Genomic DNA, 26,266 nt, shown 5'->3' on the forward strand with positions numbered 1-26,266 from the left:
CGAGGATGCGGCGCAGGGTCGCCAGGCAAGACCAGAAGCTGTCAGCTCTTTTACAACCGTCCGTGATTTCGGGGTAGAACCCTCCCGATGCCACCGCAAGTACGTTGGGTGAGGGCGAAGTTCCGGCGTGTCAGGCACCACCAGCTTCCGGTCAGCTCGAATCAGCTTATCCACGTCTCCCGGAACGCCATGCGGCGACAGGATGATCTGGTAGTCGTCACTGAACGTCATTAGTCCGCGATCGAACAACCAGTGAGCGGTGCCCGTCAGTGCGATCCCGTTCCGCACGGCGTCGGGGCCGTCGGCTTCGACTGAGCGAATGTGGGCCGCCTGGACTTCAGGTCTCCCGCCACCATTGATCAAGCAAAGGCCGGTGGCCGCGCACGTGTTCACGTATGCCGCACGCACCTGTCGACGAAACGCGATGTCGCGGACCTTGCGTGCAGTGACCAGTTCGATGATGGGTCGGGTGACGTACTCGGGAACCTCCTCGGCGACGGCGCTGATGTGCTCCCAAGGTTCGCCCTGGAGGCTGATGCCGCGCCGCACGATGTCATCAAACTCGTGCCGCGGTAGTTCACGAACCGAGCGTCCAAACGCGCCCTTGTTGGTCTTGCCGTCTTCCCGGACAAGCTTGCTCTCGCGGTAGCCTTCGGCATCCCGGAAGGGGACCGCCGTGTCAAAGGCGATGTAGCCCCGCATCAGTGCGTAAAAGTGATCGGCGAGCCTAGTGTCCGGGATGACGCCCGCGACCTGGGCAAGGGCGAAATAAGCCTGTCGTCCGGTCGCGCTGCTGGGGCCCGTCGTCCGCCGCGGTTCGTAGTACACGATCCAGTCGCCAATCGCTGCTTCTACTTGCGGCAGGTACCGGCGTGGAAAGTGGTAACGCTCCTCGACCAGGTCGTCGTATACCGAGCTGTCCGAAGCGATGAATACAGCGTTCGTCATGGCGTCCCCTAAGCGCGGCGCCAGGGTAACAGGGTAATCTCCGGGATCGCACTCGCCGGAATGCAACGGGTGGCACGGCACCTGCTACGCATCCGGATAGCAAACATGGGATGTCTGCGATGCGACTGAAGCGCGTCAGGGAACGTCGAAGCGATGCACTGGCCGGGGAGGACTGGGCCCGGGTCGAACAGTTGCTGGCGGATTACTACCGCGGCCAAGGCTATGTCGTGGAGCATTGCGGGACGGGCGGCCGTGCCGCCAGGTTCGACGGCGGAGTCGATCTGCGGCTCCGGCGGGACGGCGAAACCACCCTCGTCCAGTGCAAGCATTGGAACGCCTACCAGGTCCCGCACAACGACGTGCACCAGCTGCTCGGCATCATGGTCAACGAGCGCGCATCCGGCGCGATCCTGGTGACCAGTGGTGAATTCACGCGCGCCGCCATCGAGGCCGCCACGCGACACGGTCATGTCCAGCTGGTGGATGGCGACGATCTGCGCAGGATGCTGGGTCCGCGGTTTGATCAGCTGGGTGCGGGCAGAACCACGGGTGGGCAGGGCAACCGTCGCGGAGGGGCCCCGGTGGGTGGATTCGGCGCGTGGGCTGCCGAGCGGTTGGTATCCGCAGCCGAGGATCGGATCCGGGGTGGCGGAAAGCGACGCGCAACGTCGATCATGGCCGCTGGCGCGTGGTCCGGGCTTGTCGCCATCCTGCTCAAGTTCGTCCTGGCCATCGCGCTCTTCTGGTTCATGAGCGCGGCGCTGCAGCGGATCGTCCTGAACATGACGCCGGTCAAGCCGTCGCCCGCTCGGGCCGAACCCGTGCCGCAGTCGGCGTCGACGCGCTCGTTTCCGGTGCGTCAGTCGCCGACGCGGGTTGTCTCGCCATCACCGCCAGTAATTCACGTGCCGACAGCGCAGGAAATCGAGCAGCACCGCCGCCGCAATGCGGAATCGATGGAGATCCTGCAGGAGTCGACGCCGGAGCTACCGGTCGACCCGCGGAGCCGGAATGTGTTGCAGTAGCGTCGCTGGCGGAGGTCCCCCGTTGGAGCGGCTGGATCTGACCAGCGCGGAGAAGGAGTAGGTCCGGCACGGCAACGCGGCCCGGCGGAGCCGGGCTCGGTGCATGGCTTCGCCAGTCCCTGCGCTACGATTGCCCCATGCCCAGCCTGCTTGACCAGATCAGGGAAGCCCTGGTCGCCTTCACCCGCCTGCAGACGCCTCCGGCGCTGATCGGCGGGCTCGCGCTTGCCGCGCACAACGTGGTCCGTGCCACGCGGGATGTCGACTTCCTCGTGGATGCCGACGACGCCGACCGCCTGCACGGACTCCTGCTGGAGCTGGGATACCACTGTGTCCATCGCAGCGCGGACGCGGCCAATTATCTGCGCGGCGAGGAAGGTCTCGACCTTCTGTACACGCACCGTCCCATCGCCAGGAAGTTGCTGGAGACTGCCGATGAACGGGACACGCCGATGGGGCGGCTCAGGGTGATCCGCAGCGTTGTCCTGGTGGATGAGGGCGGTGTGCAGCGCCTGCCGGCGCCGGCCGATCCGATCCAGGCGTGGATCGATCTCATGGAGGTCGTGCGGATGCTGCGTCCTCCTCGCGATGCGCGGCCGACCAGGCAGGCCGGCGGCCGGTTCCTGCTTTGATCCACGGCGGCGCTTGAACGACTGCGCGAAGGACTACGGCAGGACAGGGCCACGACCGGCCTGCTTCGGCGCTATGGCACCGGAGCGCGCACCTGGTAGACCATGAAACCTGTGTCGGAGTCGCCCTCCTGTAGCCACGCGCCTCCGGACCGTGACAGATTCCCCGTCCGGTTGACCAGACCAGACCCCGCCCCGCCCGGCCGTCCTCGATGAAAGATGCACTCGTGTTCTCCCATGCCAACGGATTCCCGGCGCCGGTCTACCGCGTGTTGTTCAATGCGCTCGGCGAGCGGTTCGATGTGTCCGCGGTGGATCGGTTCGGCCACGACCAGCGATACCCGGTGGGTCGCGGCTGGCCGGGCCTGGTCGCCCAGCTGCGCCACCACATCGAGTCCGCAGTCGCGCCCGGTCGGCGCACGTGGCTGGTCGGGCATTCGATGGGCGGTTACCTGAGCGTGCAGGCCGCGGCAACGCTCGGCAGTCGTATCGCGGGCGTGGTATTGCTCGATTCGCCGTTGATCGGCGGACTGGGCGCACGTGTCGTCAAGCTGGGTCGGCTCACCGGGCTGGACCAGCACCTGATGCCGCTGGAGCAGACCCGCCAGCGGCGTACGCGCTGGCCGGATGTCGACTCGGTCCGTGCACACTTTGCCGACAAGCCGGGTTTCAGGCGCTGGGATCCCCGAGTGCTGCACGACTATGCGAAGCACGGCACCGAGGCCCGCGACGGGGAGCGCGCGCTGCGCTTCGATCGCGAGGTCGAGTACCGGATCTACCGGACCCTGCCCACGCGCAGCATCGTCGAACTCGCGCGAGGGCTTCCACTGCCGATGGGATTCGTCGCGGGCCGATACTCGCGCGAGGTGCGGCACATCGGCCTGCGGCACACGCGCCGCGTGGTCGGCGACCGGCTCGACTGGATCGATGGCAGCCACCTGTTCCCGATGGAACGTCCCGTCGAAACGGTCTTGGCGATCGAATCACTGGTCGACCGGATGCGGTGCGGCAACTGCCACGACAACGACGTCTCACCGGTAGAGTTCGAAAGGCGCTACGCGCAAAGCGGCCGTTGAGTGTCTATGAAACTCTGGGCGGCCCAGGATGCTTCAGGGCCACGGCGGTGCTCCATGCGGGTGGTGAAGGTCGAGGATATCCGCTGACGCGGCCCCGGCGGCTACTTCCGCCGCGCCACCCAGGTGTCCAGTGTCTTGGCGAACGCCTGCCTGTCCCGCGCACCGAACGCCGCCGGGCCGCCCGTCTGCACGCCTGCGCCGCGCAGTTCCTCCATGAAATTCCGCACCGACAGGCGCTCGGCGATGTTGTCCTTCGTGAACCGTTCGCCGCGTGGATTCACGGCTTCCGCACCCTTGGCCAGCACGCGCGATGCGAGCGGGATGTCCTGGGTGACGACCAGGTCACCCGGCCCGGCGCGTTCGGCGATCAGGTCGTCCGCCGCGTCGAAGCCGCCCTGCACCTGCAGCGCGCGCACGAAGCGCGAGCCCGGCGTGCGCAGCCACTGGTTGGCGACCAGGGTCACCGGCACCTGCGCGCGCTCGGCGGCGCGGAACAGCATGTCCTTCACCGGGCCGGGGCAGGCGTCGGCATCGACCCAGATCTGCGGCGGGGCGGGCGGGGGCGTGGGATCGGTCATGGCGGTACAGCCTACCCGCGCTCGAGCCGCACAAGCACCTCCGCGGCGTGGAACACGCGGTTCCTGCGTCGCTTCGGCTCGGTCAGGATCTTCCGCTCCACCAGCTGGTTGACCGCACGGCCGGCGGCCACGAACGAGATGCCGTGTGCCTTGGCCACCTGGTTCACTGTTGCGATGCAAAATGCACACTTGTTCAGTTTGTGTACAGTCGTCCTCGAGCCCGCCGCAGGTCCCTTTGGGGACGCCAGACCGGGGACATGTCGAAGGCGCTCTCGAGTCGCGTTGCTGCTTGCTGTTCCGCAGTCCAGTAGTCCAACCACACACTCTTGGGGATACACACATGATTCGCATGGGGAAGATCGCAGTCTGCATTGCGTTGGCCACGGGGCTGGCGTTGGCCGGTCCAGTCGCCGCCCGCTCCGGCGGTACGGGGGGCACCGCCGGCATCGACGTCAACGCCGTTGCGGAGGGGAACGTCACCTTCTTCGTCGCGGACCCGGAACTGGGCCTGGCTGGCGTCTACAGCGCCAATGGCACCGACCTCTACTTCGAAGCCCGCCGGGCGCTGGATCCGGCCACTGGCGCGCCCGGTGCGCTCAGCGTCCGCGTCATCGATGCCGAAGCGCGCACGCTCGCGCTGGGCGGCGAGCCCTACGCGAAGCACTGGGTGCCGCAGCCCGGCGAGTTCGGGAAGGGGGAGGGGGTGGAACAGGTCCAGCTGCTCGCCAGTCTGGGCGAGGCGCTGGGAGCCGCCAGGCTGCATCCGTCGCTGTCGGCCGAGAAGTCGGCGCTGGCGGCGCTGGCCAGGCGGGCCGCGGGCACGTCCGCGGGATTCCCGCTGCGCACGGGCGCGGACGCCACCACGTACGCGGCGCCGGCCGCGGCCCAGGTGTCCGACTTCTACCTGCAGTCGGCCCGCGACCTGAAGCTCGAGCGCAAGCCCGACGGCACGCTGGTCGCCGATCTCGGTGGCGGAATCGTGCTGGAGGCCTCGCAGCGCTTCATCGCGGACGAGCCTGACGAGAACGGTCGCATGGGCCGCTTCGATACCTACTCGATGGTGAGGGCGGCCGACGGCTATGTCCTGGCGACCGAGCTGGGCGGCGACGAGCTTCCCGAAGGCTGGAACGAGGCGATGGATCGGGTGAACGAGCGGGAGCACCACGCGCTGGCGGCGGATTTCGGCCGCGCGGCCACGGCCCTGAACTCGCTCGCCTATGGGGTCCGGAGCGCGGGCGCGGCCCTCAGTCCGGACAATGAGCAGGCCTCGCTGCAGCGGCTGGCGCAGACCCTGGCCACCCACCTGCTGCCGGTGCGCGACGACAAGACCGACGGCGGGGACGATCGGCTCACACGCGCCGCCGGCCTGTACCAGACCTACATCCAGGTGTGGCGCAAGCCCTTCGTCGTGATCGCGGAGCACTCCGGCACGCGCGTGGGCAAGTGGAAGTTCAAAAGCACCTCGACGTCGAGCACCAAGGTCCACCAGGGCTGGGTGAGCTACTGCAACCACGGCACCTGCGCGGCGGGCTCGAAAATGACCCACAAGTGCACGTTCACCGGCCCGCGGTTGACCTGGTACCGGCTGCCGTCGCGGCGCACGGATGCCGGTGGCCATACCTGCAGCACGCCGTACTGGGCGATCGCGCGCGGCGGACACCACAACTGCCATGACGATTCTTCGGTCCAGGTCAGGGCGGTGCGGGGGCAGTCCTACTCCGTCACGGGTGGCCGCTGTGGCGACTCCTGGTTCTCGGCGTACGCGCCGACCTGCGGCGCGCAGTAAGCGCCGGTAGCGATGTGGCACGGCGACGCCGGACGCTGGTCCGGCGTCGTCGTATCCGGCGTCGTCGTATCCCGGGTCAGGCGGGCCGGGGCGTGGCGGCGGCTTTCGCGCTGATGCCGCGTGCACCGATGACGATCATCTTGACCATCGTGGTCAGTTCGTCGATCTGTCCGGCATCGCGTTCGGGCGGCAGGTCCATCGCGCTGGCGCCGACCGCGAAGACCAGTCGCGTGATGGCACGGGCCACCAGGTCCGGTGCATGCAAAGGGGTGCCTGTGGTCTCGGCGAGCCGGACCAGGTCTTCGCGCAGTTCTTCCTCGAAGAAGCGCAGCTGTGCGTCCACCGCGTGCTTGTACGCGTCCGACCCGGCCAGGCCCTCGCGCAGGAGAAGGTGCAGGAACTTGTCGTCGGCGCGCAGCCGGTCGAAGAACGCTTCCACCGAACTGCGCACCACGCTGCGCCCGGAAGTCGCGCGATGGCGGGCCTGGCCGATGACCGTGCGCAGCGAAGTGCCGGCGCGCTCGATGAGGGTGACGGCCAGTTCGTCGATGTCGCGGAAGTGGCGATAGAAGCTGTTGGGCGCGATCCCGGCCTCGCGCGTGACTTCGCGCAGGCCCAGGGTGGAGACGCTGCGGTTGGGGCCGAGCAGGGCCATCGCCGCCGCGATCAGGTCCTCGCGCGTGATCGAAGGCCTGCGGCCGAGGCCGCGGCGGGGGAGCGGTTTGGAATCGGGCACGGGATGGGGTGATCGGAAGGTCTGTCGTCATCATCCCGCAAACCGGGGCGGAGTGCCGCCCGCGTTGCCACTGGTGCCCGACGCGGTCCCTCACCCGTCGTGGTGCGTTTCCAGGTAATCCGACACGTCGTTATTGGCGATCGCCAGCAGCATGTCGTACAGCGTGTCCTCCAGGCGGCGCGACATCGCGCCCGCCACCACCGGGTTGTCGCCGTACTCCGCCTGGATGCCGGCGTCGACCATGTCCGCCAGCTCCTGCAGCCCGGCCTCGATCTCTTCGGGCGAGCCGGACATCAGCCCGGTGAGGTACTGCTCCAGGCCGGCCTCGATCTGGGCGTCGGTCAGGCCTTCGACGGTGCCGTACAAGTCGAAGAGGAAGTCTGCGAACTTGCCGGTGGGCACGAGGCTGCCGATGGTGACCACCGTGTCGATGATCCGCAGGATGCCGTTGACCCTGGCCTCGTTCGATTCGAGGTTGCCCAGGAAGGGCAGCGACTGTGCGATCAGCAGGGCGGGCGACAGGATCTCCAGTCGTCCGAGCGCGCTCTGTGCCTCGGCGGATTGCGGGTCTACGGCGACGATGTCGGCCTGGTCGCGGGTGTAGTCGTCGAGCTTCGACGCCACGGCCTCGCCGAAAAGGTTGTCCGGGTTGAACGCGGTCACGCCCAGCAGGAAGCCGAGGCGGCGGGCGTCGTCGGCCGCGTACTGGCCGGGATTGTCGTAGCCATCGGTGAGGTCGTCGAAAATGGCGTCGGAATGGCTGATCAGCAGGCGCGAGAGTGCTTCGGTCCGGGAATCCGAGGTCCGCTGTGAGAAGATGTCGTTCTCGACGAAGTATTCCTGGTTGTCACCCGCCCAGTTGGCCATTTCCACGGCCAAGTCGGTGCCGCGGCCGCCGGACTCCGCCAGCGCGACGATCAGCCCGGCCAGCGCATCGGGCGAATGCGTGTCGTAGCCGACAGAGTCCTTGTCGGCCAGCAGTTCGCGGATGTGCTGGCGCTCGGCGGCATCGCGATCGGGAGATGCATAGGCGTCGAACAGTGCCTGGCGGCTCAGTGCGTCGACGCCAAGGCCGGCAATCACGTTGTTCGCCCAGCCGGTGATCTGCACGTCGGTGCCATGCGATGCCCTGTGGCGGTCGGCTCCGGCGAGGATGTCCATCGCCATGGTGGCCATCGCCGCTTCGAAATCCTGCATGGCCTGGCTGTTGGAGGCACCGAACAGCATCTGCGCACCGCGTTCCTGCTGGGGGCCGAAGCCGGCGATGCCGAACCCGAACAGGCTGAACAGTTCGTCCTGGTCGAGCGAGCCTTCCGCGTGCTTGGCGGCGATCGCGTCGGCGAGCGCGGTCAGGCCGCTGGCCGGATAGCCGCTGCCCTCCAGCCGACCGAGCTCGGTGGCATTGACGAAGTCGGTCCACCGGTCCGGCTCCCGCCGCTGCAGCTCATCGAGGATCGCCTTGGCCTCCTCGGGCGTGCAGCACCTGGACAGTTCATCCAGCAGCACCTGGGTGGGGTCGCCGTTGCCGCGCGCATCGAGGACGTTGTCCACGGCCTGGTCGACGTCTACCGTGCCGCAGGACGTGTTGGTGCCCACCGGGCCGCCGGCGTCGGGGATGGCGTGGATGGTGTTGATCATGCGCGGACCTTCCGTAAACCTGGGCTCGCCCCATGCTGGCAAGAGGAGGGCAGGGCCGGAAGCTGGGGCCAACCCCTGGCCTGGCTTCGGGAGGCTGCATCCCGCAGACGGGTTTCCGGCTGCTTAACGCTTCGCTTGCTAGCGTCCGTGGCCAAGCCGTCGCGGAGGACACCATGGATCGTTCGAACGTCGCTGTGTCGCGCAGGTGGGGGATCCTCCTGCTGATGACCGTCTGTTGCGCCTTGCCCATATCGGCAGCGCATGCGCAGGCGGCCCCGCAGGCGGGCACTGCGAACCCTTCGCAGGCTGCCGATGAGGCCGCGGTCAAGGCCGAGCTCAGGCGCACGGTCGAGCAGCGCAAGCGGGAGCTGCGACCGGAGTACGAGCGCCGCGTGCGCGAGGACGGCAAGCCGAGCGCCGACCGCTGGCTGCGCGAGGCGGCCGCCGAGATGGGCCGCCGCGACGGCGCCGCGATGCGCGCCAGATACGGAGAGTGACGGGCAGGCGCGATGCCTTCGCGCTCCGTGCAGCCGCGCTCCGTGCAGCGCCCGGGCTTCCTGGTTACAGGCTGTGGACGTGCAGGATGTTGCCGTCGGGATCCTTGAACCAGATGCCGGCGAAACCGTCGGCCCGGTGCACGCCGCGGTCGATGGCCATGCCCAGCTCGGGTATTCCTCCAGCGCCACACCCTTCGCGTTCAGCCAGCAGCGTTCCGGCGGTCGATCACCCTCCGATCGCGTCCACGAAAACCCCGGCAACGGCCTCCGCGGATGTCCGCATGAGCGTCGGGTTCACCTGCATCGCGAACCTGCCCGTCTCCGGATGCCCGTGCGACAGCACCACGCCGCGCCCGGCAAGCCGTTCGCGCAGCAGCTCCGGGGCTACACCGGTCGCGCTCATGAAGAAGCGGCTGGTGCCGTTGGGAAGCTTCTCGAACGAGAACCTGCGGTCGTCCTGCATCAGCGCGATCAGCCGGTCGGCCACCTGCCACGCGTTCGCGTAGTCGTCCAGGTAGCCGTCGACGAAGCGCAGCGCCACGGCGGCCGCGGGCCAGGCATTGGGCAGGGCGCCGCCGAACATGCGCCGCTGGTGGTACAGGCCTTCGATGAAGCCGGCATCTCCGGCGAGGATCGCGCCCGAGGCGGCGTTGAAGTGCTTCCACAGCGAGACGTACACGGTGTCGAACAGCGCGCCGTACTCGTGCAGGGACCTGCCGGAATGGAGCGGCAGGTTGAACATGCGCGCGCCATCCAGGTGCAGGCGGATGCCGCGCTCGCGGGCCAGGCCGCAGACGCGCGCGAGCTGGTCGAAGTCGACCATCTCGTGGTGGCGCCGCCGCACTGGCGACTCGATGGCGATCACGCCGACGCGGGTTTCGACCCGGCCGCTGCCGGAGCGCGCCAGCCAGCGCTCGACCTCGTCGAAGGTCAGCGTGCTGCTGCCCTCGGCCAGCGGCACCAGGTTCAGCCCGCTCAGGGTCTGGGCGCAGTCGCCGCTGTCGTTGTAGAGGTGGCTTTCCGCCTGCACGAGCACGCGGCGGTCGTGGCCGGCGAGCTTGCGCACCGCGAGGTGGTTGGCCAGCGTTCCGGTGGGGAGGTAGATGGCGTCCTGCTTGCCGAGCAGCCGGGCGAAGCTGAGCTCCAGCTCGCGGATGACGCCGCCCCGCGAGTAGTTGTCGGCCGCGAATCCGTCTTCTGCCGCGACCTCGGCCAGGATGGCCGCGTATTCCGGCGCGCCGAGCCCGAGGCCATCTGACGCGAAGTCCACGGTCGTGGGGGCGGGGCGGCCGGGACGGGTCGCCACGGGCGCGGCGATGGCGGGCAGCAGCGGCGTCGCGGCGGCAAGGCCGCCGACGCCCAGGAAGCGGCGGCGATCCATCAGGGCGCCTGCTTCCGCCGCGCTACCCAGCCGTCCAGCTGGTTCGCGAAGGCCTGGCGGTCGCGGGCGCCGAAGGCGGTGGGGCCGCCGGTCTGCACGCCGGCGCCGCGCAGCTCTTCCATGAAATCGCGCACCGACAGGCGCTCGGCGATGTTGTCCGTGGTGAAGCGCTCGCCGCGCGGATTGACCGCCTCGGCGCCCTTGGCCAGCACGCGCGAGGCCAGCGGGATGTCCTGGGTGACGACCAGGTCGCCCGGGCCGGCGCGCTCGGCGATGGCGTCGTCGGCGGCATCGAAGCCACCCTGCACCTGGATCGCGCGCACGAAGCGCGAACCGGGCGTGCGCAGCCACTGGTTGGCGACCAGGGTCACCTGCACCTGCGTGCGCTCGGCGGCGCGAAAGAGGATCTCCTTGACGGGGCCGGGGCAGGCGTCGGCGTCGACCCAGATCCGGGGAGGCCGGGGCGAGGTGTCGGTATCGGTCATGCGGGGATGTTAGCCGCTGGCCGGGCCGAGGCCGGGCTCATCCCGCACCTGCCTGATCACCGCGCAATCTCGAACACCGCCGACACCCGCTCGGTGAAGTCGATTTTCGGCTGCAGGTAGCGGCCGCTGTCGATGCGCGATCCGGTGACCTGGATGCGATCCAGCGTGGTGTTCCCATACCCGTGCGCCTGCATCGAGTTGAGGCTGTTGATGCTGTACACGGGCCCGAGCCGGCCGCCAAACGCCACGGCAAGCCCGCCTGCCTTCTCCCGCGCATCGGCCACGGCACGCGCCCGCGCGTCCTCGCGCAGGCGAGCCTCCTGGCTGGACTTGAAGCTGACGTCGGACACGTCGGTGAAGCCCGCCGCCAGCGCGGCGTCCATCCACGCGCCCAGCCGTTCCAGGTCGTCCAGGCGCACCTTCACTTCGCGGCTGGCGACGTGGGCCGAGGGCAGCCGACGGTCGTTGTCGTCGTACTCCTGCTCTTCCCGCAGGGCGAGGTCGGAGGCGGTGATGTCGTCCGGGTCCACGTCGAAGTCGGGCGCCACCTTCAGCAACGCGGCGACCGCGCGGTCGACGACGCGTTTGGCCTCGCCGGCATCCGCGGAGCGGTGCCGCGCGACCATGGACACGGTCGCCGAGTCGGGTGCAACGCTGACCAGGCCTTCGCCCTGCACGACCACGTGCGGGGCGTCGGGCAGCGGGGTGCCTGCGACGACTGCGGCAGGGGACAGGGCGAGGGCTGCGGCGATCATCCATGTGCGCATGGCGTGGGCTCGTTCTTGGCGGCTGGAGTGTGCAGCCTACCCGCGCTCAGCCGGACTGTGCTGGACACGGGCCGGCGGTCGGCCGCCGGGAACCCTCTGCGCATGCGACCGACCATGTCCTGCCGCCGATCACGCTGCGCCAATGGCCCCGGGCCCATCCTGATGCGCCCCCAACGTCAAACCGGGAACACTCCATGGGCAAGTCCCTCGAAGGCAAGACCGTCGCCATCCTCGCCACCGACGGCGTGGAGCAGGTGGAACTGACCGAGCCGCGCAAGGCGGTCGAGGCCGCGGGTGCCACCGTGCGCCTGCTGTCGCTGAAACCCGGCGAGATCCAGGGCATGCACCACGACAGGAAGGGCGACAGGCTGCCCGTGGACGGCGTCGTGGCGGACGCGCGCGTGGATGACTACGACGGGCTGATCCTGCCCGGCGGCGTGCAGAACCCCGACACCCTGCGCATGGACGCGAAGGCGGTCGGCTTCGTGCGCGACTTCGTGGAAAGCGGCAAGCCGGTCGGCGTGATCTGCCACGGTCCGTGGGTGATGATCGAAGCCGACGTGGTCCGCGGCCGTCGCATGACGTCGTGGCCAAGCGTGCGCACCGACCTGCGCAACGCCGGCGCGGACGTGGTGGACGAGGAAGTGGTGGTGGACCAGGGCCTGGTCTCCAGCCGCAAGCCCGAGGACCTGCCGGCCTTCTGCCGCAAGCTGGTGGAAGAGTTCGCCGAGGGGCGCCACTGAGCTGCCAGGTCCATGTCGCGCTCCAGGCACACCGGATCGTTGGCCGTTCAGGCCTGCAGCCGGTAGCGGCAAAGGCGCAGGGCAGGCGAGGCCCGTTCGATGACACAACGTGTCATTTCGGGTCATGCCGGAACCAGCTGTGCAGGCGCGCCAGCAGCAGCTCGACCTCGGTCAATGCCGCCCGTTCGTCCCGCAGCCGCACCGCGAGTTCCGGCACGTCGGTGCTGATGTCGTCCACGCCCAGGTCGATGTAGCGCGCCATGCGCACCGGATCGTTGACCGTCCAGGCCTGCAGCCTGTAGCCGCGGCGGCGCGCATCCGCGACGGCACCGGCATCCACCTGCAGATGGTTGAGGCCGAGCCCGCGGCCTCCGCACCCCAGACGAAGCGCCCCGGATGGTGCGGCATGGCGTCCAGGACCCGCGCCCCGCGCGCGCCGCCGAGGCGGTGGAACAGGGCGCGCACCAGCAGCGTGTTCAGGGTGGTGCCCAGCAGCAGCGCGCCCAGCAGCGTCGCCGCGTTGAGCGTGAGATAGGCCACCATCCCAAGGCTCAGCATCAGGCGGTGTTGGGGAAGCCAGTCCAGCAGCGGCGTGGCGGCCTGCTGGTAGAGCCAGGTCACGGCCAGCGGCAGTGCCGCGACCGTGAGCGCGACGCCGGCCACCAGCGTGGCGATGCGCAGGTGCCGGCCGCGGGTCAGCGTGCGGCTGCGGCGCAGCGCGCCGAGCGGCGAGTGACCCTCCAGCACCAGCGCCGGCGTGGCGAGCAGCCATCGGAAGTACAGCATGGCGTGCAGCAAAAGGCCGATTGCGAGCACCGGCAGGAATCCGCCAGGAACCACCAGAGTGCCGCAGGCCGCGCCACCAGCACCGCGGACCGTGCTTCAGCGACGCATCCGTGATTCCGCCTTTCCTGCGCTTGCCGGGCTGCGCACCGCAGCGTGGCCGGCGGTCGGAAGGGGGCGGGCCTCGTGAAATTGCGGGCGCGACTGTGCCAGTGCCGCTTCATGACCAGGGCCCTCTCCGCCGGCCTTCACGTAGTACTCCTCGATGCCGTGGATGCGGTTGCCGACGCGCGCGAGCGGCCGGAAGTAGCGCACCGAGCTCCGCCAGCATTGCGCCGAAGGCTGGGTACAGTCGGCACCGGACCACCTCGTGGAGTAGAGGCGGCCCCATGCGGTGGTCCAGCGCTCTGGATCCACGGGAGCGGGAGCGTCGTTGACCCACTCCACCGACTGACCGGAGGCATCCCTCACGATGCGCACGCGCGACGAGAACGGTCTCACCAGGTACCACCTGCTGCTGAAATCGCGCGTGCCATAGCCCCATGCGCCCACCGCGGAGGAGGCCGTGTAGGTGTCCGGGACCCCGGCGCGGATCATCGCGGTATAGCCGGCGATGCTGACGCGGCCGGCCCCGCGATCGGCGTCGGCGATGTGGACCACGCCGAGTGCGGCGCCGTCGCCACCGTCGAGCACCCAGTAACGGACGCGTTCTTCGCCGGCCTGCACGTGCATGGCCCCGTCGTCGCCCATGGCCCAGGAGAACGGCCTGCGTCCGGAGGACTGGATGGGTGCCAGGCCGCTGCCCACCTTGTCGCCCAGGTCTAAGATGGTCCCGGTGCCGTCGCTGGCGAATTCGTGCACGTCGTAGCTGCAGCCGACGATGCTGCTGCCGTTGTGCTGGTCGGAGGTATCGCAGAAGACCGGCAGCGCGGTGCGCCCCTGGAAACGGCGAGCGCTGGTCAGCAAGCCGGTGTCGGCCAGGTCGGCCGCGGCGGAGATCCCGGTGGTCCTCTGAATGCTGCCCGGAAGTTCCGGGCACTCCGGATAGCTGATTTCGCTTTCGGTCGTCGTTTCCCAGATCTGGAGCCGGTCGCCCGTCCAGCGCCTGCGCATCTCCTGGCGCAGCAGCTTCCATCGCTCGCCGGTCATCTCGAGGGTCGATGGGCACCAGACCTGGGCGAGGTTGGTATAGGCGATCTCGACCGAAGGCGTCAGCACCAGGCGACCGTCCTGGACCGCTCCGGTGTACGTATTGCCTAGGTCCGAAAACCCGCCATGCAGGGTGAATGCGTCGCCTTCCCGCTCCAGTACGCTCGCATAAACAGCCAGTGGGCTGCGGACATCGAGCATGGGTCCGAGGAAGGCGATGCGTGCCGGGACATCTGCATCGGTGATGTCCGCGGCCGGAATCGGTGCCAGGGCGGCCGCGGGGTCCTCCAGCAGCAGCGCGTGGTGCGTCTGCTCGAGGTAAGTCCAGAACGCGGACGGGTCCTGCAGCAGGGCGAGTCCCGTGTCATGGCCGGGGGGCAAGAGGTCCGGCGAATCCGCCAGGCGCGCCAGTGCCACGGTGGCGGAGGTGAGGTCGCTGCCCATCCGGCGAACGACGTTGCGCAGTTCCATGTCACTGCGGGGTGCATGCCCCAGCAGCGTGGTGGCCATGTGCTGCAGGCCGGTGCTGAAGGCAGACACACGGGTGCACTCGCAATCCTCGAGCGTCAGCCTGTTGTCGGTGCCGGCGATGCGGAGCAGGCGCGCTCGTGACCCGAGCAGCGAAGTGAAGTGCACTCCAGCCTGCGTGTACTCGAGCGAGACCATGGCCGAACCGGGGCCTTCCGGCAACACGATGGTGAAGGCGCCGGCCGTGGTCCCCACCTGTTGCTGCACGGCACCGCCCACGCGCAGCGTCAACGTGCCCGTCTCACCGGGGGCGACGCCGATGACTTCGCCTTCGATGCGGAGGGCGCCGGGCCTGGAAGGCAGTCGCAGGCGGCTGTCCGCCGCAGACGCAACCGCAGACGGTGCCGGGTCCGGTGGGCGCGGCGTTGAGGTTCCTACCATCCATGCCGAAGCCATGAGCGTGGCGCCGGCCACCGCTCCCCAGACGATTGCACGCCTCATTGGTCATCCCCTGATCCGGCGCGCCCTGCGCCGCGGCCGAATGATACACCGCGCCGCGCCAACGCCGGACCTCGGGCCTGGTCCCGGCCCCACCGCAGCGCGGCTTCGAATCGATGTCTTCACTGCCGGAACCAGCTGTGCAGGCGCACCAGCAGCAGCTCGACATCGGTCAACGCGGCGCGTTCGTCGCGCAGCCGCACCGCGAGTTCCGGCACGTCGGTGCTGATGTCGTCCACGCCCAGGTCCATGTAGCGCGCCATGCGCACCGGATCGTTGACCGTCCAGGCCTGCAGCCGATAGCCGCGGCGGCGCGCATCGGCGACGGCGCCGGCATCCACCTGCAGGTGGTTGAGGCCGAGCATGTCGAAGTCGGTGCGACGTGCGGTGCCGGGCAGGGCGGCGTTCGCGAACAGGGCCAGTCGTGCCCCGGGGGCAGCGGCGCGCGCGGCGCGAACGAGTCCGGGGGACAGCGAGGCCAGCACGACGGCGTCCTGGTAGCCGCTGCGCCGGATCTCGCGAAGCGTTGCGGCGAGGAGGGCATCGGCGTTGTCCACGTCGGGCTTGAGCTCGACCAGCGCAGCCGCGCGTCGGTCGATGAAGGCGAGGGCTTCGGCCAGCGTCTTGATGCGCTCGCCAGAAAAGCGCGGATCGAACCAGCTGCCGATGTCGATATCGTGCATGTCGGCCAGCGCCGTCTCCACCACCGGGCGCGGGTCGTTGGCGACCCGGCGGAAATCGCTGTCGTGGAACACGACGACGGCCCCGTCGGCGCTCAGCCGGACGTCGAATTCGATCGCATCCGCACCGGCGTCGATCGCCGCCTGGAACGCCGCGAGGGTGTTCTCCGGTGCCATCAACGCGGCGCCGCGGTGTGCGGTCACCGTCACCTCGCGGCGCAGGTTCATGCTGCCGACCGCGATGCTGGCCTGCACCAGCGCGAGCGCCAGGAACGCGGCCTCCGCACCCCAGACGAAGCGCCCCGGATGGTGCGGCGTGGCGTCCACGGCCCGCGCCCCCCGCGCGCCGCCGAGGCGGTGGAACAGGGCGCGCACCAGCAGCTTGTTCGCGGTGGTGCCCAGCAGCAGCGCGCCCAGCAGCGTCGCCGCGTTGAGCGTGAGATAGGCCACCATCCCGAGGCTCAGCAGCAGACGGTGTTGGGGAAGCCAGTCCAGCAGCGGCGTCGCGGCCTGCTGGTACAGCCAGGTCACGGCCAGCGGCAGGGCCGCGACGGTGAGCGCGACGCCGGCCACCAGCGTGGAGATGCGCAGGTGCCGGCCGCGGGTCAGCGTGCGGCTGCGGCGCAGCGCGCCGAGGGGCGAGTGCCCCTCCAGCACCAGCGCCGGCGTGGCGAGCAGCCAGCGGAAGTACAGCGTGGCGTGCAGCAAGAGACCGATCGCGAGCACCGGCAGGAAGCCGCCCAGGAACCACCAGAGTGCCGCGGGCCGGGCCACCAGCACGAAGTAGGGGTCGTAGCCGCGCAGCAACAGCCAGTAGAGCGCGGCGCCGATCGCGAGCCACGGCATCGCCAGCACGGCGTGCGCGGTGACCTGCAGCGCGGCCAGCGCCGCCAGCGGAACGGCCCGGCGCAGCATGCCCAGCAGGGCCGCCGCGGCCGTGCGGTAGCGGCAGCCGTGGCTGGCGGAGACCAGCAGCATGCCGGCCTGCTGCAGCATGACCACGTACCAGGACAGCGCGCCGGCCAGCATCAGCCAGGTGAGCGCGAGCAGGTTGTCGCGCACGCCATCGAGGTCGCCGGCGAAGGGCCGTTCGATCCAGTGCAGCAGCGCCGCCAGCGACCAGGTGGTCAGCGGCGCCGCCGCCACCGTCGCGAAGGCGGTGAACAGCAGATACCAGGCCAGCATCGGGCGCAGGTGGCGGCGCAGGTCGCGGCGGATGTCGTGCGCCAGGATGCCGCGCAAAAGCGCGCGGTCATCGGTCGCGGAGGCGGACGCAGGTGGGCGGGCCGGCATGCGCCAAGTGTTGCACGCGGTGTTGCCAAGCGACGGTACCTCGACGAGGCGGCGCTGCGTTTCGAACACCACCCCGACTGCCGTACCCCCGCGGGCCTGTTCGCGCGGCTCGATCCACTATCCGGGCTTCAGCCAGGATGAGGTGGGGGCGCTCTGCCACTTCTCCTGGCCGGACTGACGCCCGTCAGTCGCCGAGGATGCGGGCCACGAGGCCGGATGCGAGTTCGATCATGTAGTACGTGTCGTCCCCGGGATCAGGGCGCACGTAGGTGTAGCCGGCCGGCGGTGCGTCCCAGCCGTGCCTGCGGTAATCGTGCACGTAGTAGCGAGGCTGGCGGTACTCGACCGGGATGTACTGGCCGCGGGCCCATCGGCGATACGCCTTTTCTTCCTCGCGGACGGCCTTCCTGTAGTCGCGCTCCGCCTTTTCGTACTCCTTGTGGGCACGGCGTTCGGCCTTCTCGCGATGCTTCCAGTAGTCGCGTTCGGCCTTGCTGGCGTGGTGGCCATGGCGATGGTTGTCCCGCGCTTCGGCCGCCCCGTTGGCGGAGACGGCAACGGTGGCGAGCGCGGCGGCGAGCAGGAGGTGTTTCATGGCGGAGACCTCATCAATCCGGATCTGGACCCCATCCTGTCGGACGCCGGGTGAATGCACGGCGGACGCGGAGGCGGATCCCGATCCGCATGCAGGTCGCGGTCAGGGACATTCAGGCCGCCGTGACGGCGGTGGGCTTGCCGCCGCGCACGCGTCGTAGGCCAGCGCGAGCGCCCACGATGGCGTGGTCCAGGCGATCGCGCCGTTGTTCCGTAGGCAGGCCCACGGCCTTTGCGCATGGCGCTGGTCCGGCATACTGGTCGTGGATCGCGGAGGAGTTGCCCTGGTCGGACGGATGGGAATGATCGCCTTGCTGGCGGCGGTGCTGGTGGCCACCGGCTGCGCGGGCGTGCCTGGCGCGTCGCCCGACGATCCGGCCTCGCGCGCGCCGCTGCAGCACCGGCCTGCGACGCTTCGGCCCGGGGTGGCCTGGCCGCGGACGGTGGTCCGTGCGAAGCAACGCCCGCCCGGCGCCGCGCCGGAACCCGCGGTCGCGACGTTCGACTACGCCTACGCGCCGCCGGCCTCGTCCGCCCTGCAGCAGATCCACGACCGCGTGCGCGACGCCGACCTGCTGCGTCGCCTGCCGGAACTGCAGGCCCTGGACGGGATGTTCGTGCTGCCGCGACGCCTGCGCTACGTCACCGCCGAGTGCGGCGAGTTCGGCTCCTTCTACCGCCCGGCCGAGGCCGAGGTGGTGCTGTGCTACGAAACCCTGCGCACGCTGTACGAGCGCGGCCGGGCGCAACAGCAGCAGGGCGGCCTGGATGACGGATACGCGTTCGCTTACGTCCGCGCCAACATCCGCTTCATCGTGCTGCACGAAACCGGCCACGCGCTGGTGCACCTGCTCGACCTGCCGGTGACCGGCCGCCAGGAGGACGCCGTGGACCAGCTGGCGGCGATCCTGATGCTGCGCTTCGCCGGCCTGGACGAAACTTCCGACCAGGTGATCGGCAGCCTGCGCATGGCGGCGGACTGGCTGCTGTCGCGCAGCACCGGCGCCTACAACCTCGACGCCTACGCTGACGAGCATGCGCTGGGCGAGCAGCGCTACTTCAACCTGCAGTGCCTGATCTACGGCACCGACCCGGCGGCGTTTACCAGCATGGTGGACGCCGGTGACCTGACGCCGTCGCGTGCCCGCGGCTGCGCGCGCGAGACGCGGATGGCCACCCGGGCTTGGCTGCGCCTGCTGCTGCCACATCTGGCACCGGGCCTGGAACCATACGAGCAGGAAGCGGCGCGCTACCTCGAGCTTCAGGGGTGAGCGCCCCCGGAGCCTGCTAGCACCCCGGGCCGGCCGGATGCGGCTTCACCGGGCGCGCCAGGCTCAGCGCGACGGTGCTGGCCAGGATCACCGCGACCGCCGCCAGCGACCACAGCACCGGGATCTTGTACATGTCGATCAGCAGCATCTTCGTGCCGATGAACACCAGCACCACCGCCAGCCCGTAGGGCAGCAGGTGGAAGCGTTCGGCCATGCCCGCCAGCAGGAAGAACATCGCGCGCAGGCCCAGCACCGCGAACACGTTCGAGGTCAGCACGATGAAGGGGTCTGTGGTGATGGCGAAGATCGCGGGGATCGAGTCCACCGCGAAGATCACGTCGGTGATGCCGATCATCACCAGCACGATGAACAGCGGGGTGAACTTGCGCCGGCAGCCACTGCCCAGCCACAGGGCGCCGCCGTGGTAGCGGCGCACGAAGGGGACGTGCGCGGTGAGCCAGCGCAGCACCGGATTCTTTTCGAGGTCGGGCTCCTGGCCGGCGGCGAACCACATCTTCACGCCGGTCAGCAGCAGGAACGCGCCGAACACGTAGAGCATCCAGTGGAACTGCGCCAGCAGCGCGGCGCCGGCGAAGATCAGTACCGCGCGCAGCACGATGGCCAGCAGGATGCCGATCACCAGCACGCGCTGGCGCTGCACCTCGGGCACCGCGAAGTAGGTCATCAGCATCAGGAAGACGAAGATGTTGTCGACCGCGAGCGCCTTCTCGACCAGGTAGCCGGTCAGGAACTCCAGGCCCACGCGCCGGGCTTCGTCCGGGCCGGCGGTCTGGCCCAGGTACCACCAGAGCGCGGCATTGAAGGCCAGCGCCAGGGCCACCCAGCCCAGGCTCCACCATGCCGCTTCCTTGAACGTGACCTTGTGCGCGCCGCCGTGGCGCATCAGCACCAGGTCGACCATCAGCGCAACCAATACCAGGCCGGAGAAGCCGGCCCACAACCAGACGTTGCCTATCCTTTCCATCGTGATTCCGTGCAAGGGGAGGGGCGGCCGCGGACGCAGGCGGCACGGAACCCTTGCTCGGAGATCCGGGGACGCACCTTCGCCATCGCGGCGAAGGTCTTGCTCACAGCCCGGTGGGCTGCCGTGGGACCGGAGCATCGCTGCTCGAACTGACGGCCTGCACGTCGGGAGCTACTCCCCTTCGGGCGAGGAGTGTGCGGGTGGCGGCGGGGCCGGTCAACCGGGGGAAGGTCTGGCGCGGCCGGTTGTACGGTTTGCGTGCGGCGCGGGGCGTCTCGCCGGTGCGCGCTAGACTCGCGGCCATGTCCCCAGACGACCACCCGCACCAGGACGAGGCCGACCTGCGCTTCGAACACGATCCGGCGCGCCGCACGCTGCCGGGCCTGTTCCGCGAGCTGGCGGTCCATTACCCGGGCCTCGACGAAGGCGAAACGGTGACGCTCTGTCACTTCTTCTTCGATGGCGCTGGGGAGCAGCCGTCTGCGCCCGCAGACCCTGGGCGGCCGCCGGGTGGGCACGGGTGATGGCGGTGGCGTGTCACGGTTCGCCACCAGGATGCGTCCGGGGATGATGGAAGGCCGGGCTGCGAAGGCCGGGCCGCGACACCTCCGGGAGGACACGATGAACGCAGGACGCATGATGCACGGGCTGGCATGGGCGATCGCGGCGCTGGTGGGCTGCGTGGCGCTGGCCTGGCTTGTGCTGGTGGTGGTCAACCGCAGCGACGAGGCGCCATCGGCGGATGCGCTGCGGCTGGAAGCACGGGTGCGCGACCGTGCGCCGCTGGTCGATGCGGACAACGGCTACATCCACGCGCTGGGCCTGGCGGCGGCGCCGGATGCGGATGTGGTCGCGGTCGGCCGCGCGCGTGCTTCGTACATAGAGAACTACGTCGCGCCGATGGCGGACGGTGGCGCACACGCGTGGCCGGGGCGGGACGTCGATTACCGGGCGGCACGCGGCGCGGACGTCACCGCGCTGGTGGACGCCTGCACCAAGGCACAGGCCTGCCTCGACGCGCTGCAGGCCCACCCGGATGCGCTGGCGCAGTGGCTGGACTCGGAGCGGTGGCTGCTGGAGCGCTACCGCGGGATGCTGGCCACCGGCGCCTGGCACGAAGCCATCCCGTCCGATCCGGCCGCGCCGATGGCGGGCCTGCAGCACGCCTTGGATGCGCAGAAGCTGCACCTGCTCGACGCGCGCCGGCAGGCACTGGCCGGCGATGCCATGGCGGTGCGCGGGCTGCTGGAGCAGGACCTCGCGTTCTGGCGCCAGGTGCTGGCGTCGTCGGACCTGTTGCTCTCCAAGATGGTCGCCGCGGCCGCGGTGACGCGGAACTTCGAGATCGGCAGTGTGGCGCTGCGCGCGCTGCCCGCCGCCGGCGTCGATGCGGCCGTGCCGCCGTCGTGGCGACGGCCGCTGTCGGTGGACGAACGCTCGCTGGCGCGCGCGCTGGCCGGGGAGTGGCACTACATGCGCGCCGGCATGCGGCTCGCGCTGGAGCATGAGGTGGAGGCCGCGGCGCCGTGGTGGCGGCTTGATCACCAGCTGCAGCGTCCGCTGTACCAGCCGCAGGCCACGCTCAACCTGTCCGCCGCGCGCATGGTGCATGCGGGCGAGGTCTCGGAGCTCCCGCATGCGGAACTCGGTCGCGCGCTCGAGGCCATGGCCCGCCCGCAGGAGGCGACGCCCCGCCTGCGGGCATACAACACCGTGGGCGAGCTTTATGACCAAGTGGCGGCCGGCGCCAGCTACGCGCACTACATCGAGCGTGTGGCGGATCTCGAAGGCGTCCGCCGCGCCGCGCTGCAGGCCGTCGACGACGGCCGGGGCTCCTGATTCCGGGGCCGGGTGCGGCACAATCTCCGCCATGCGCAAGCTTGCCCCGAACCCCGACGACCTCGGCCGCCTCGATCTCGACGACATCCTCGGCACCATCAACGAGGAGGTGCGGCGGCGCTTCGGAGAAGGCGAAGTCGCCGACTACATCCCGAAGCTGGCCGAGGTGCCGAAGGACCGCTTCGGCATGGCCCTGGCGATGCTCGACGGCAGGGTGCACGAGGTTGGCGATGCGCGCGAGCGCTTCTCGATCCAGAGCATCTCCAAGGTGTACACGCTGACCCTGGCGCTGGAGGCGGCGGGCGACGCGCTGTGGACGCGCGTTGATCGCGAGCCTTCGGGCGATCCGTACAACTCGCTGATCCAGCTCGAGCTGGAGAAGGGCATCCCGCGCAATCCGTTCATGAACGCCGGCGCGCTGGTGACGGCGGACGTGGTGCTGTCGAACTACGACGATGCCGAACGCATGTTGCTGGACTTCATGCGGGCGCGCTCCGGCAATCCTGAGGTCGGCACCGACGACGTGGTGGCGAAGTCCGAGCGCGAGAGCGGCTACCGCAACGTGGCGATGGCCAACTTCATCCGCAGCTACGACAACCTGCACAACGATGTCCAGGACGTGCTGGACTTCTACTACCAGCAGTGCGCGCTGCGCATGGACTGCGTGGACCTGGCGCGCAGCGTGCAGTACCTGGCCGATGGCGGCCGCTGCCGGGCCACGGGCGAGGCGGTGACGACCGCGGAGGGTGCCACCCGCATCAACTCGGTGATGATGATCGCCGGCACCTACGACGCGGCCGGTGACTTCGCCTATCACGTCGGCCTGCCCGCGAAGAGCGGTGTGGGCGGCGGCATCGTCGCCGTGGTGCCGCGGGTGATGGGCCTGTGCGTCTGGTCCCCCGGGCTGGACGAAAAGGGCAATTCGCTGCTCGGCCGCTACGCGCTGCACCGCTTCACGCGGATGACGGGCCTGTCGGTGTTCTGAGGAACCGCTGGCGGGATGAAGGGAGCGGCACGCCCCGGCGCACGCCGTCTCCTGAATGGGCGCCCCTCGGGTCATCCCCGGATTGATCGGGCGGGACGCGCCGCCTAGCGTCGGATCATTCCCCCGACGCGGACGGCCATCATGACCTTCATCGACACCGCTGCACGCATGTCCAACGCCGCGCTTGATGCGGCCGCCAGCTGGCGCGACGACGTGGCGTCGACGTCGCTGCAGCGTGCCCCGGTTGCCGACGGCGTCGGGCGCATGTTCGACGCGATCCAGCGCGCCGACGCTGCGGCCGGCAAGGCAGTGGACGCGGCCGGCAAGCCCGACAAGGCCGGCGGGCGCGAACTGGTGGCCACCGAGGACAGCGTGGACGTCGGCGGCCATCGCGACGCGTACGAGCTGCGGCTCTACCGCGAGGCGGACGGCACCTACACGCTCGAGCTGCACATGAAGATCGAGTTCAACTTCGAGGACGGCGCCAACGGCCTGGACTGGACGCCGGAGGAGAAGCAGGCGTTCATGGAGGACTACGTGCGCGAGGTCGAGAGCGCGTGGGACGGCCACTCGTTCACCACCGACGACGGCCGCGAGGTCACGCTGGACATCCAGCTCGAGGTGAGCGAGCAGGAAAGCGGCTTCATGGGGCGCGTCCGCGACTTCATGGATCCGAGCGAGAACTACAACATCAACGTGCTGCGGATCCCGGAGGGCGACTTCCACCGCAGCTCGGTGGGTCCGGGCAACGTCTCCCACCTGGACAGCGAAGACAACCGCGCCGTGCCCAAGGGCGCCAGCATGTCGCAGGTCGGCACGGCCCACGAGTTCGGCCACATGATCGGCCTGCCGGACGAATACCATCCCGGCCACGCCCACGAGTCCGACACCGACAGCATCATGAATTCCGGCATGGAGGTGCGAGAGCGCCACCTTGACCTGGTGGAGGATTGGGTGGAGAACAACAGCTGATCCCCCCCCTGGACGCATCGCATGAAGCCCATCGCAGTGGTCTGCGCCCTGGCGCTGCTGGTAGCCTGCGGCAGCCAGGTGACCGGAGGTGGCATGGCCACGGACAGTGAGTTCGACGGTGCATGGGAGCGCGTGCGCGGCGCGACGGATGCACAAGAGCAGGGCGACGCGGTGGCGGCCTTCCTGCGCCGCAACGAGGAGGCTGGCGCGCCGGCGCTGCAGGTATCGGTGCATCGCCGCGACACCGGAGCCAGGGCCGCGATCGACGATGCGCTCTGGCAGGATCCTTCGCAGTACGAAGTCACCCTGCGCTACGGCACGCGCAGCCACGTGTTCGTGCCGCTGTCATCGGCAAGCCTGCAGCCGCTGTTCCGCGAATAGGCCGTTGCGGCCTCCTTCCATGCCCACGCCCGACAACGCCCGCCTGGACCGCATCGTCGCCGAGGCCCGGCGCGCCGCCGAACGGCGCGGCCACGGCTATCGCGAGCGGGCGCTGAAGATGTACCCGTGGATCTGCGGCCGCTGCGCGCGCGAGTTCACCCGCGCCAACCTGCACAAGCTGACCGTGCACCACCGCAACCACAACCACGACGACAATCCGGCCGACGGCAGCAACTGGGAGCTGCTGTGCCTGTACTGCCACGACAACGAGCACTCGCGCCAGCTGGACCACACCGGCGTCAGCGCGCTGGACGCGGAGGACGCGCCGGCCGCGGCCACGTCGACGCCGTTCGCGGGCCTGGGATCGCTGCTCAAGCGGGGGGCGTGAGGCGCCCGCGGCGCCGTGAACACCCGGAGTGCACCGCGGGCGTGCTTGGATGCCGTCGCCCAGGAGATCGTGCATGCGCCGCCAGCTGCTTCCCCGCGACCTCGGTTTCGACGTCCTGCCCCGGGACGAACCGTCCCTGTTCAAGTGGTTCCTCGCCAGCTTCCTGTTCGGCAACCGGATCTCGCAGGAGATCGCCGCCGGAACGTGGCGGGTCCTGGTCGAGGTCCACGGGCGCGACACGCCGGCCAGGCTCTGCGAATGCACCCATGCCCAGCTGGTGCGGATCCTCGGCGAGGGCGGCTATCGGCGCTACGACGAGTCCACCGCCACCCGGCTGCAGCGGCTGTGCCGGACCCTGCTCGATGACTACGAGGGGCGCATCCTGGGCATCGCCGAGGTGGCGGGCACCCGGGAGGAATTCGAACGCCGCCTGCTGGAGTTCCGGGGCGTGGGCCCGGTGACGCTGGCCATCTTCATGCGCGAGGCCGGTCCGGCGGTGTTCGGCCCGGCGTGACCGGACGGGCGGCGGTAGACTGCACTCCTCCCCGCCGCGTGCCGGTTCCATGATCAACAACGACGTCCTGCGCAGCATCCGCTACATGCTCGACCTGGGCGACCAGCACGTGGTCGAGCTCGCCCGCCTGGCCGACCCGTCCTTCGCGCTGGAGAAGGAGGAGGTGCGCGCCTTCCTGCTGAAGGAGGACGAGCCCGGCTACCAGCCCTGCAGCGACGCCGTGCTGGCGCACGTGCTGGACGGGCTGATCGTGCACCTGCGCGGCCGCGACGACAGCGTGGCGCCGAGGCCGGTGGAGAAGCGCATCAGCAACAACGTGGTGCTGAAGAAGCTGCGCGTGGCGTTCGAACTCAGGGACGTGGACATGCACCAGGTGTTCGCGGACGCCGGCTTCCCGGTGTCGAAGCCCGAGCTGTCGGCGCTGTTCCGGCAGCCGGGGCACAAGAACTACCGGGCCTGCGGCGACCAGCTGCTGCGCAACTTCCTGAAGGGGCTGACGTTGCGGGTTCGCGGCGGCTGAGGGGAGGCCGTGCGCGCGCGGCGGTCGCGGCTTTAGCCGCTCCTACAGGGCGGCCTGGCCCGGCTGGTCGAGGGCGTGGTGGATCAGGACCACGCACTGGGACGCGAACAGCATGGTCGGGCCGAGGCTGATCTTCTTCGCGCCCATGCGCTCGAGGCCCGGGATCGCCTTCTTCGGCATCGGGATGTGGTCGGTCAGCAGGAAGCAGGGATTGGCGCCGAAGGCCTGCGCGTGGATCGGCGCGCCCTTGCGGTCCATCAGGAACAGCTGGTGGTCCGCCGACAGCTGCTGCACCAGGCGCTCGAAGCTCAGGGTCTGCACGGTGACGCCGGCCTCCACCGCGCGCGTCTCCTCCTTGCCCATGCCGCGGGAGGCGTCCAGCGCGTGCGCGACGCGGGCGAGCAGCCTGCGCTCGTCGAAGCCGCCGATGTCGCGCATCGCGTTGGACTCGAAACGGATCGTCCGCGAGTAGTCGCGGGTGCTTTCCAGCACCAGGTAGACCACCACGTCCGCGCGGTGCGACTGCGCCACGAAGATGGCGTTCATCAGCGTGTGCGCGAGGATCTCGGTGTGCGCGGCCTCGCCGACGGAGGCCAGCAGCGCCTGGCTGTCGGTCGGGGCGGCGCGCGCGCGGAGGACGAAGGTACGCACGGCGGG

General features: G+C 69.7%; 28 protein-coding genes and 1 pseudogene. 15 read left to right on the top strand and 14 right to left on the bottom strand.

What is annotated here, in order from left to right; all coding sequences use genetic code 11:
- Positions 1-234 precede the first annotated feature (234 nt).
- Positions 235-948: pseudogene (locus IE168_RS14475) on the bottom strand (HNH endonuclease); the annotation flags it as partial.
- A gap of 119 nt (positions 949-1,067) precedes the next feature.
- Between IE168_RS14475 and IE168_RS01820 the strand changes: the two are divergent.
- The 3 genes from IE168_RS01820 (at position 1,068) to IE168_RS01830 (ending at position 3,678) form a co-directional block, all read left to right on the top strand.
- Entirely contained in the window at positions 1,068-1,973 is a 906-nt protein-coding gene (locus IE168_RS01820) for a restriction endonuclease (protein ID WP_189494572.1), read from the top strand.
- 137 nt (positions 1,974-2,110) lie between these two features.
- A complete protein-coding gene (locus IE168_RS01825; protein ID WP_189494574.1) occupies positions 2,111-2,605 on the top strand; it encodes a nucleotidyltransferase family protein in 495 nt (164 codons plus the stop codon).
- A gap of 224 nt (positions 2,606-2,829) precedes the next feature.
- On the top strand, positions 2,830-3,678 hold the full coding sequence (locus IE168_RS01830; RefSeq protein WP_229823006.1) for an alpha/beta fold hydrolase: 849 nt from the start codon (positions 2,830-2,832) through the stop codon (positions 3,676-3,678).
- 101 nt (positions 3,679-3,779) lie between these two features.
- Here IE168_RS01830 and IE168_RS01835 read toward each other — a convergent pair whose 3' ends face one another.
- Both IE168_RS01835 and IE168_RS01840 read right to left on the bottom strand, forming a co-directional pair.
- Positions 3,780-4,256, bottom strand: a complete 477-nt coding sequence (locus IE168_RS01835; RefSeq protein ID WP_189494581.1) for a YaiI/YqxD family protein — start codon at positions 4,254-4,256, stop codon at positions 3,780-3,782.
- Positions 4,257-4,267: 11 nt separating this feature from the next.
- Positions 4,268-4,414, bottom strand: coding sequence for a hypothetical protein (locus tag IE168_RS01840; RefSeq protein WP_189494584.1), 147 nt, complete (start codon positions 4,412-4,414; stop codon positions 4,268-4,270).
- A 191-nt stretch (positions 4,415-4,605) separates the two neighbouring features.
- Here IE168_RS01840 and IE168_RS01845 point away from each other — a divergent pair, with 191 nt between their 5' ends.
- On the top strand, positions 4,606-6,042 hold the full coding sequence (locus IE168_RS01845) for a hypothetical protein (protein ID WP_189494586.1): 1,437 nt from the start codon (positions 4,606-4,608) through the stop codon (positions 6,040-6,042).
- A gap of 76 nt (positions 6,043-6,118) precedes the next feature.
- Here IE168_RS01845 and fabR read toward each other — a convergent pair whose 3' ends face one another.
- Positions 6,119-6,778: an HTH-type transcriptional repressor FabR gene (gene fabR / locus IE168_RS01850; RefSeq protein ID WP_189494588.1), complete on the bottom strand. Its 660-nt coding sequence runs from the start codon at positions 6,776-6,778 to the stop codon at positions 6,119-6,121.
- Between the two features lie 90 nt (positions 6,779-6,868).
- Positions 6,869-8,416 carry a hypothetical protein gene (locus IE168_RS01855; protein ID WP_189494591.1) on the bottom strand — a complete coding sequence of 516 codons (1,548 nt, stop codon included), beginning with the start codon at positions 8,414-8,416 and terminating at the stop codon, positions 6,869-6,871.
- Between the two features lie 224 nt (positions 8,417-8,640).
- On the opposite strand from IE168_RS01855, the gene IE168_RS01860 reads away from it, so the two are divergent.
- Positions 8,641-8,913 carry a hypothetical protein gene (locus IE168_RS01860; RefSeq protein ID WP_189494594.1) on the top strand — a complete coding sequence of 91 codons (273 nt, stop codon included), beginning with the start codon at positions 8,641-8,643 and terminating at the stop codon, positions 8,911-8,913.
- 226 nt (positions 8,914-9,139) lie between these two features.
- Here the strand turns inward: IE168_RS01860 and IE168_RS01865 are convergent, their stop codons facing one another.
- From IE168_RS01865 to IE168_RS01875, 3 genes are read right to left on the bottom strand one after another with little or no spacing between them, the layout of a single operon-like run.
- A complete protein-coding gene (locus IE168_RS01865; protein ID WP_189494597.1) occupies positions 9,140-10,294 on the bottom strand; it encodes a threonine aldolase family protein in 1,155 nt (384 codons plus the stop codon).
- The gene (locus IE168_RS01870; RefSeq protein ID WP_189494599.1) at positions 10,294-10,779 is read right to left on the bottom strand and encodes a YaiI/YqxD family protein; all 486 of its coding nucleotides are present in this window, start codon (positions 10,777-10,779) and stop codon (positions 10,294-10,296) included. Before IE168_RS01870 ends, IE168_RS01865 begins: the two co-directional genes overlap by 1 nt.
- Before the next feature lie 56 nt (positions 10,780-10,835).
- Positions 10,836-11,546 (bottom strand): SIMPL domain-containing protein, encoded by a 711-nt coding sequence (locus tag IE168_RS01875; protein WP_189494602.1) that lies wholly within the window; start codon positions 11,544-11,546, stop codon positions 10,836-10,838.
- Between the two features lie 194 nt (positions 11,547-11,740).
- Between IE168_RS01875 and IE168_RS01880 the strand changes: the two genes are divergently transcribed.
- Positions 11,741-12,289, top strand: a complete 549-nt coding sequence (locus IE168_RS01880) for a type 1 glutamine amidotransferase domain-containing protein (protein WP_189494605.1) — start codon at positions 11,741-11,743, stop codon at positions 12,287-12,289.
- Between the two features lie 112 nt (positions 12,290-12,401).
- Here IE168_RS01880 and IE168_RS01885 read toward each other — a convergent pair whose 3' ends face one another.
- The 4 genes from IE168_RS01885 to IE168_RS01900 all read right to left on the bottom strand — a co-directional run bounded on the left by IE168_RS01885 (position 12,402) and on the right by IE168_RS01900 (position 17,755).
- Positions 12,402-13,061, bottom strand: coding sequence for a glycerophosphodiester phosphodiesterase (locus tag IE168_RS01885; RefSeq protein ID WP_386660131.1), 660 nt, complete (start codon positions 13,059-13,061; stop codon positions 12,402-12,404).
- 110 nt (positions 13,062-13,171) lie between these two features.
- On the bottom strand, positions 13,172-14,980 hold the full coding sequence (locus IE168_RS01890) for a hypothetical protein (protein WP_189494611.1): 1,809 nt from the start codon (positions 14,978-14,980) through the stop codon (positions 13,172-13,174).
- Between the two features lie 329 nt (positions 14,981-15,309).
- On the bottom strand, positions 15,310-17,160 hold the full coding sequence (locus tag IE168_RS01895) for a glycerophosphodiester phosphodiesterase family protein (RefSeq protein ID WP_189494614.1): 1,851 nt from the start codon (positions 17,158-17,160) through the stop codon (positions 15,310-15,312).
- Positions 17,161-17,344: 184 nt separating this feature from the next.
- Positions 17,345-17,755: an RcnB family protein gene (locus IE168_RS01900; protein ID WP_189494617.1), complete on the bottom strand. Its 411-nt coding sequence runs from the start codon at positions 17,753-17,755 to the stop codon at positions 17,345-17,347.
- Between the two features lie 301 nt (positions 17,756-18,056).
- Here IE168_RS01900 and IE168_RS01905 point away from each other — a divergent pair, with 301 nt between their 5' ends.
- On the top strand, positions 18,057-19,025 hold the full coding sequence (locus IE168_RS01905) for a DUF4344 domain-containing metallopeptidase (protein WP_229823008.1): 969 nt from the start codon (positions 18,057-18,059) through the stop codon (positions 19,023-19,025).
- 16 nt (positions 19,026-19,041) lie between these two features.
- Here IE168_RS01905 and IE168_RS01910 read toward each other — a convergent pair whose 3' ends face one another.
- Positions 19,042-20,010 carry a TerC family protein gene (locus IE168_RS01910; RefSeq protein ID WP_189494622.1) on the bottom strand — a complete coding sequence of 323 codons (969 nt, stop codon included), beginning with the start codon at positions 20,008-20,010 and terminating at the stop codon, positions 19,042-19,044.
- A 302-nt stretch (positions 20,011-20,312) separates the two neighbouring features.
- Here IE168_RS01910 and IE168_RS01915 point away from each other — a divergent pair, with 302 nt between their 5' ends.
- From IE168_RS01915 to IE168_RS01950, 8 genes are all read left to right on the top strand, one after another.
- A complete protein-coding gene (locus IE168_RS01915; protein WP_189494625.1) occupies positions 20,313-20,534 on the top strand; it encodes a hypothetical protein in 222 nt (73 codons plus the stop codon).
- A 97-nt stretch (positions 20,535-20,631) separates the two neighbouring features.
- Positions 20,632-21,849 (top strand): hypothetical protein, encoded by a 1,218-nt coding sequence (locus IE168_RS01920; RefSeq protein ID WP_189494628.1) that lies wholly within the window; start codon positions 20,632-20,634, stop codon positions 21,847-21,849.
- A gap of 31 nt (positions 21,850-21,880) precedes the next feature.
- Positions 21,881-22,834 carry a glutaminase gene (locus IE168_RS01925; RefSeq protein WP_189494630.1) on the top strand — a complete coding sequence of 318 codons (954 nt, stop codon included), beginning with the start codon at positions 21,881-21,883 and terminating at the stop codon, positions 22,832-22,834.
- A 141-nt stretch (positions 22,835-22,975) separates the two neighbouring features.
- Complete coding sequence (locus IE168_RS01930) at positions 22,976-23,806, top strand: hypothetical protein (protein WP_189494632.1); 831 nt, start codon at positions 22,976-22,978, stop codon at positions 23,804-23,806.
- Positions 23,807-23,827: 21 nt separating this feature from the next.
- Positions 23,828-24,187: a hypothetical protein gene (locus IE168_RS01935; RefSeq protein WP_189494635.1), complete on the top strand. Its 360-nt coding sequence runs from the start codon at positions 23,828-23,830 to the stop codon at positions 24,185-24,187.
- 19 nt (positions 24,188-24,206) lie between these two features.
- Positions 24,207-24,575, top strand: a complete 369-nt coding sequence (locus IE168_RS01940) for a YajD family HNH nuclease (protein WP_189494637.1) — start codon at positions 24,207-24,209, stop codon at positions 24,573-24,575.
- A 73-nt stretch (positions 24,576-24,648) separates the two neighbouring features.
- Positions 24,649-25,089, top strand: coding sequence for a DNA methylase (locus IE168_RS01945; protein WP_189494639.1), 441 nt, complete (start codon positions 24,649-24,651; stop codon positions 25,087-25,089).
- Positions 25,090-25,138: 49 nt separating this feature from the next.
- A complete protein-coding gene (locus tag IE168_RS01950) occupies positions 25,139-25,609 on the top strand; it encodes a YehS family protein (RefSeq protein ID WP_189494642.1) in 471 nt (156 codons plus the stop codon).
- 42 nt (positions 25,610-25,651) lie between these two features.
- Here the strand turns inward: IE168_RS01950 and trmY are convergent, their stop codons facing one another.
- Complete coding sequence (gene trmY, locus IE168_RS01955; protein WP_189494644.1) at positions 25,652-26,260, bottom strand: tRNA (pseudouridine(54)-N(1))-methyltransferase TrmY; 609 nt, start codon at positions 26,258-26,260, stop codon at positions 25,652-25,654.
- Between the last annotated feature and the right edge of the window lie 6 nt (positions 26,261-26,266).

It is taken from the genome of Luteimonas padinae, assembly GCF_014652935.1.
GTDB classification, from domain to species: Bacteria; Pseudomonadota; Gammaproteobacteria; order Xanthomonadales; family Xanthomonadaceae; genus Luteimonas; species Luteimonas padinae.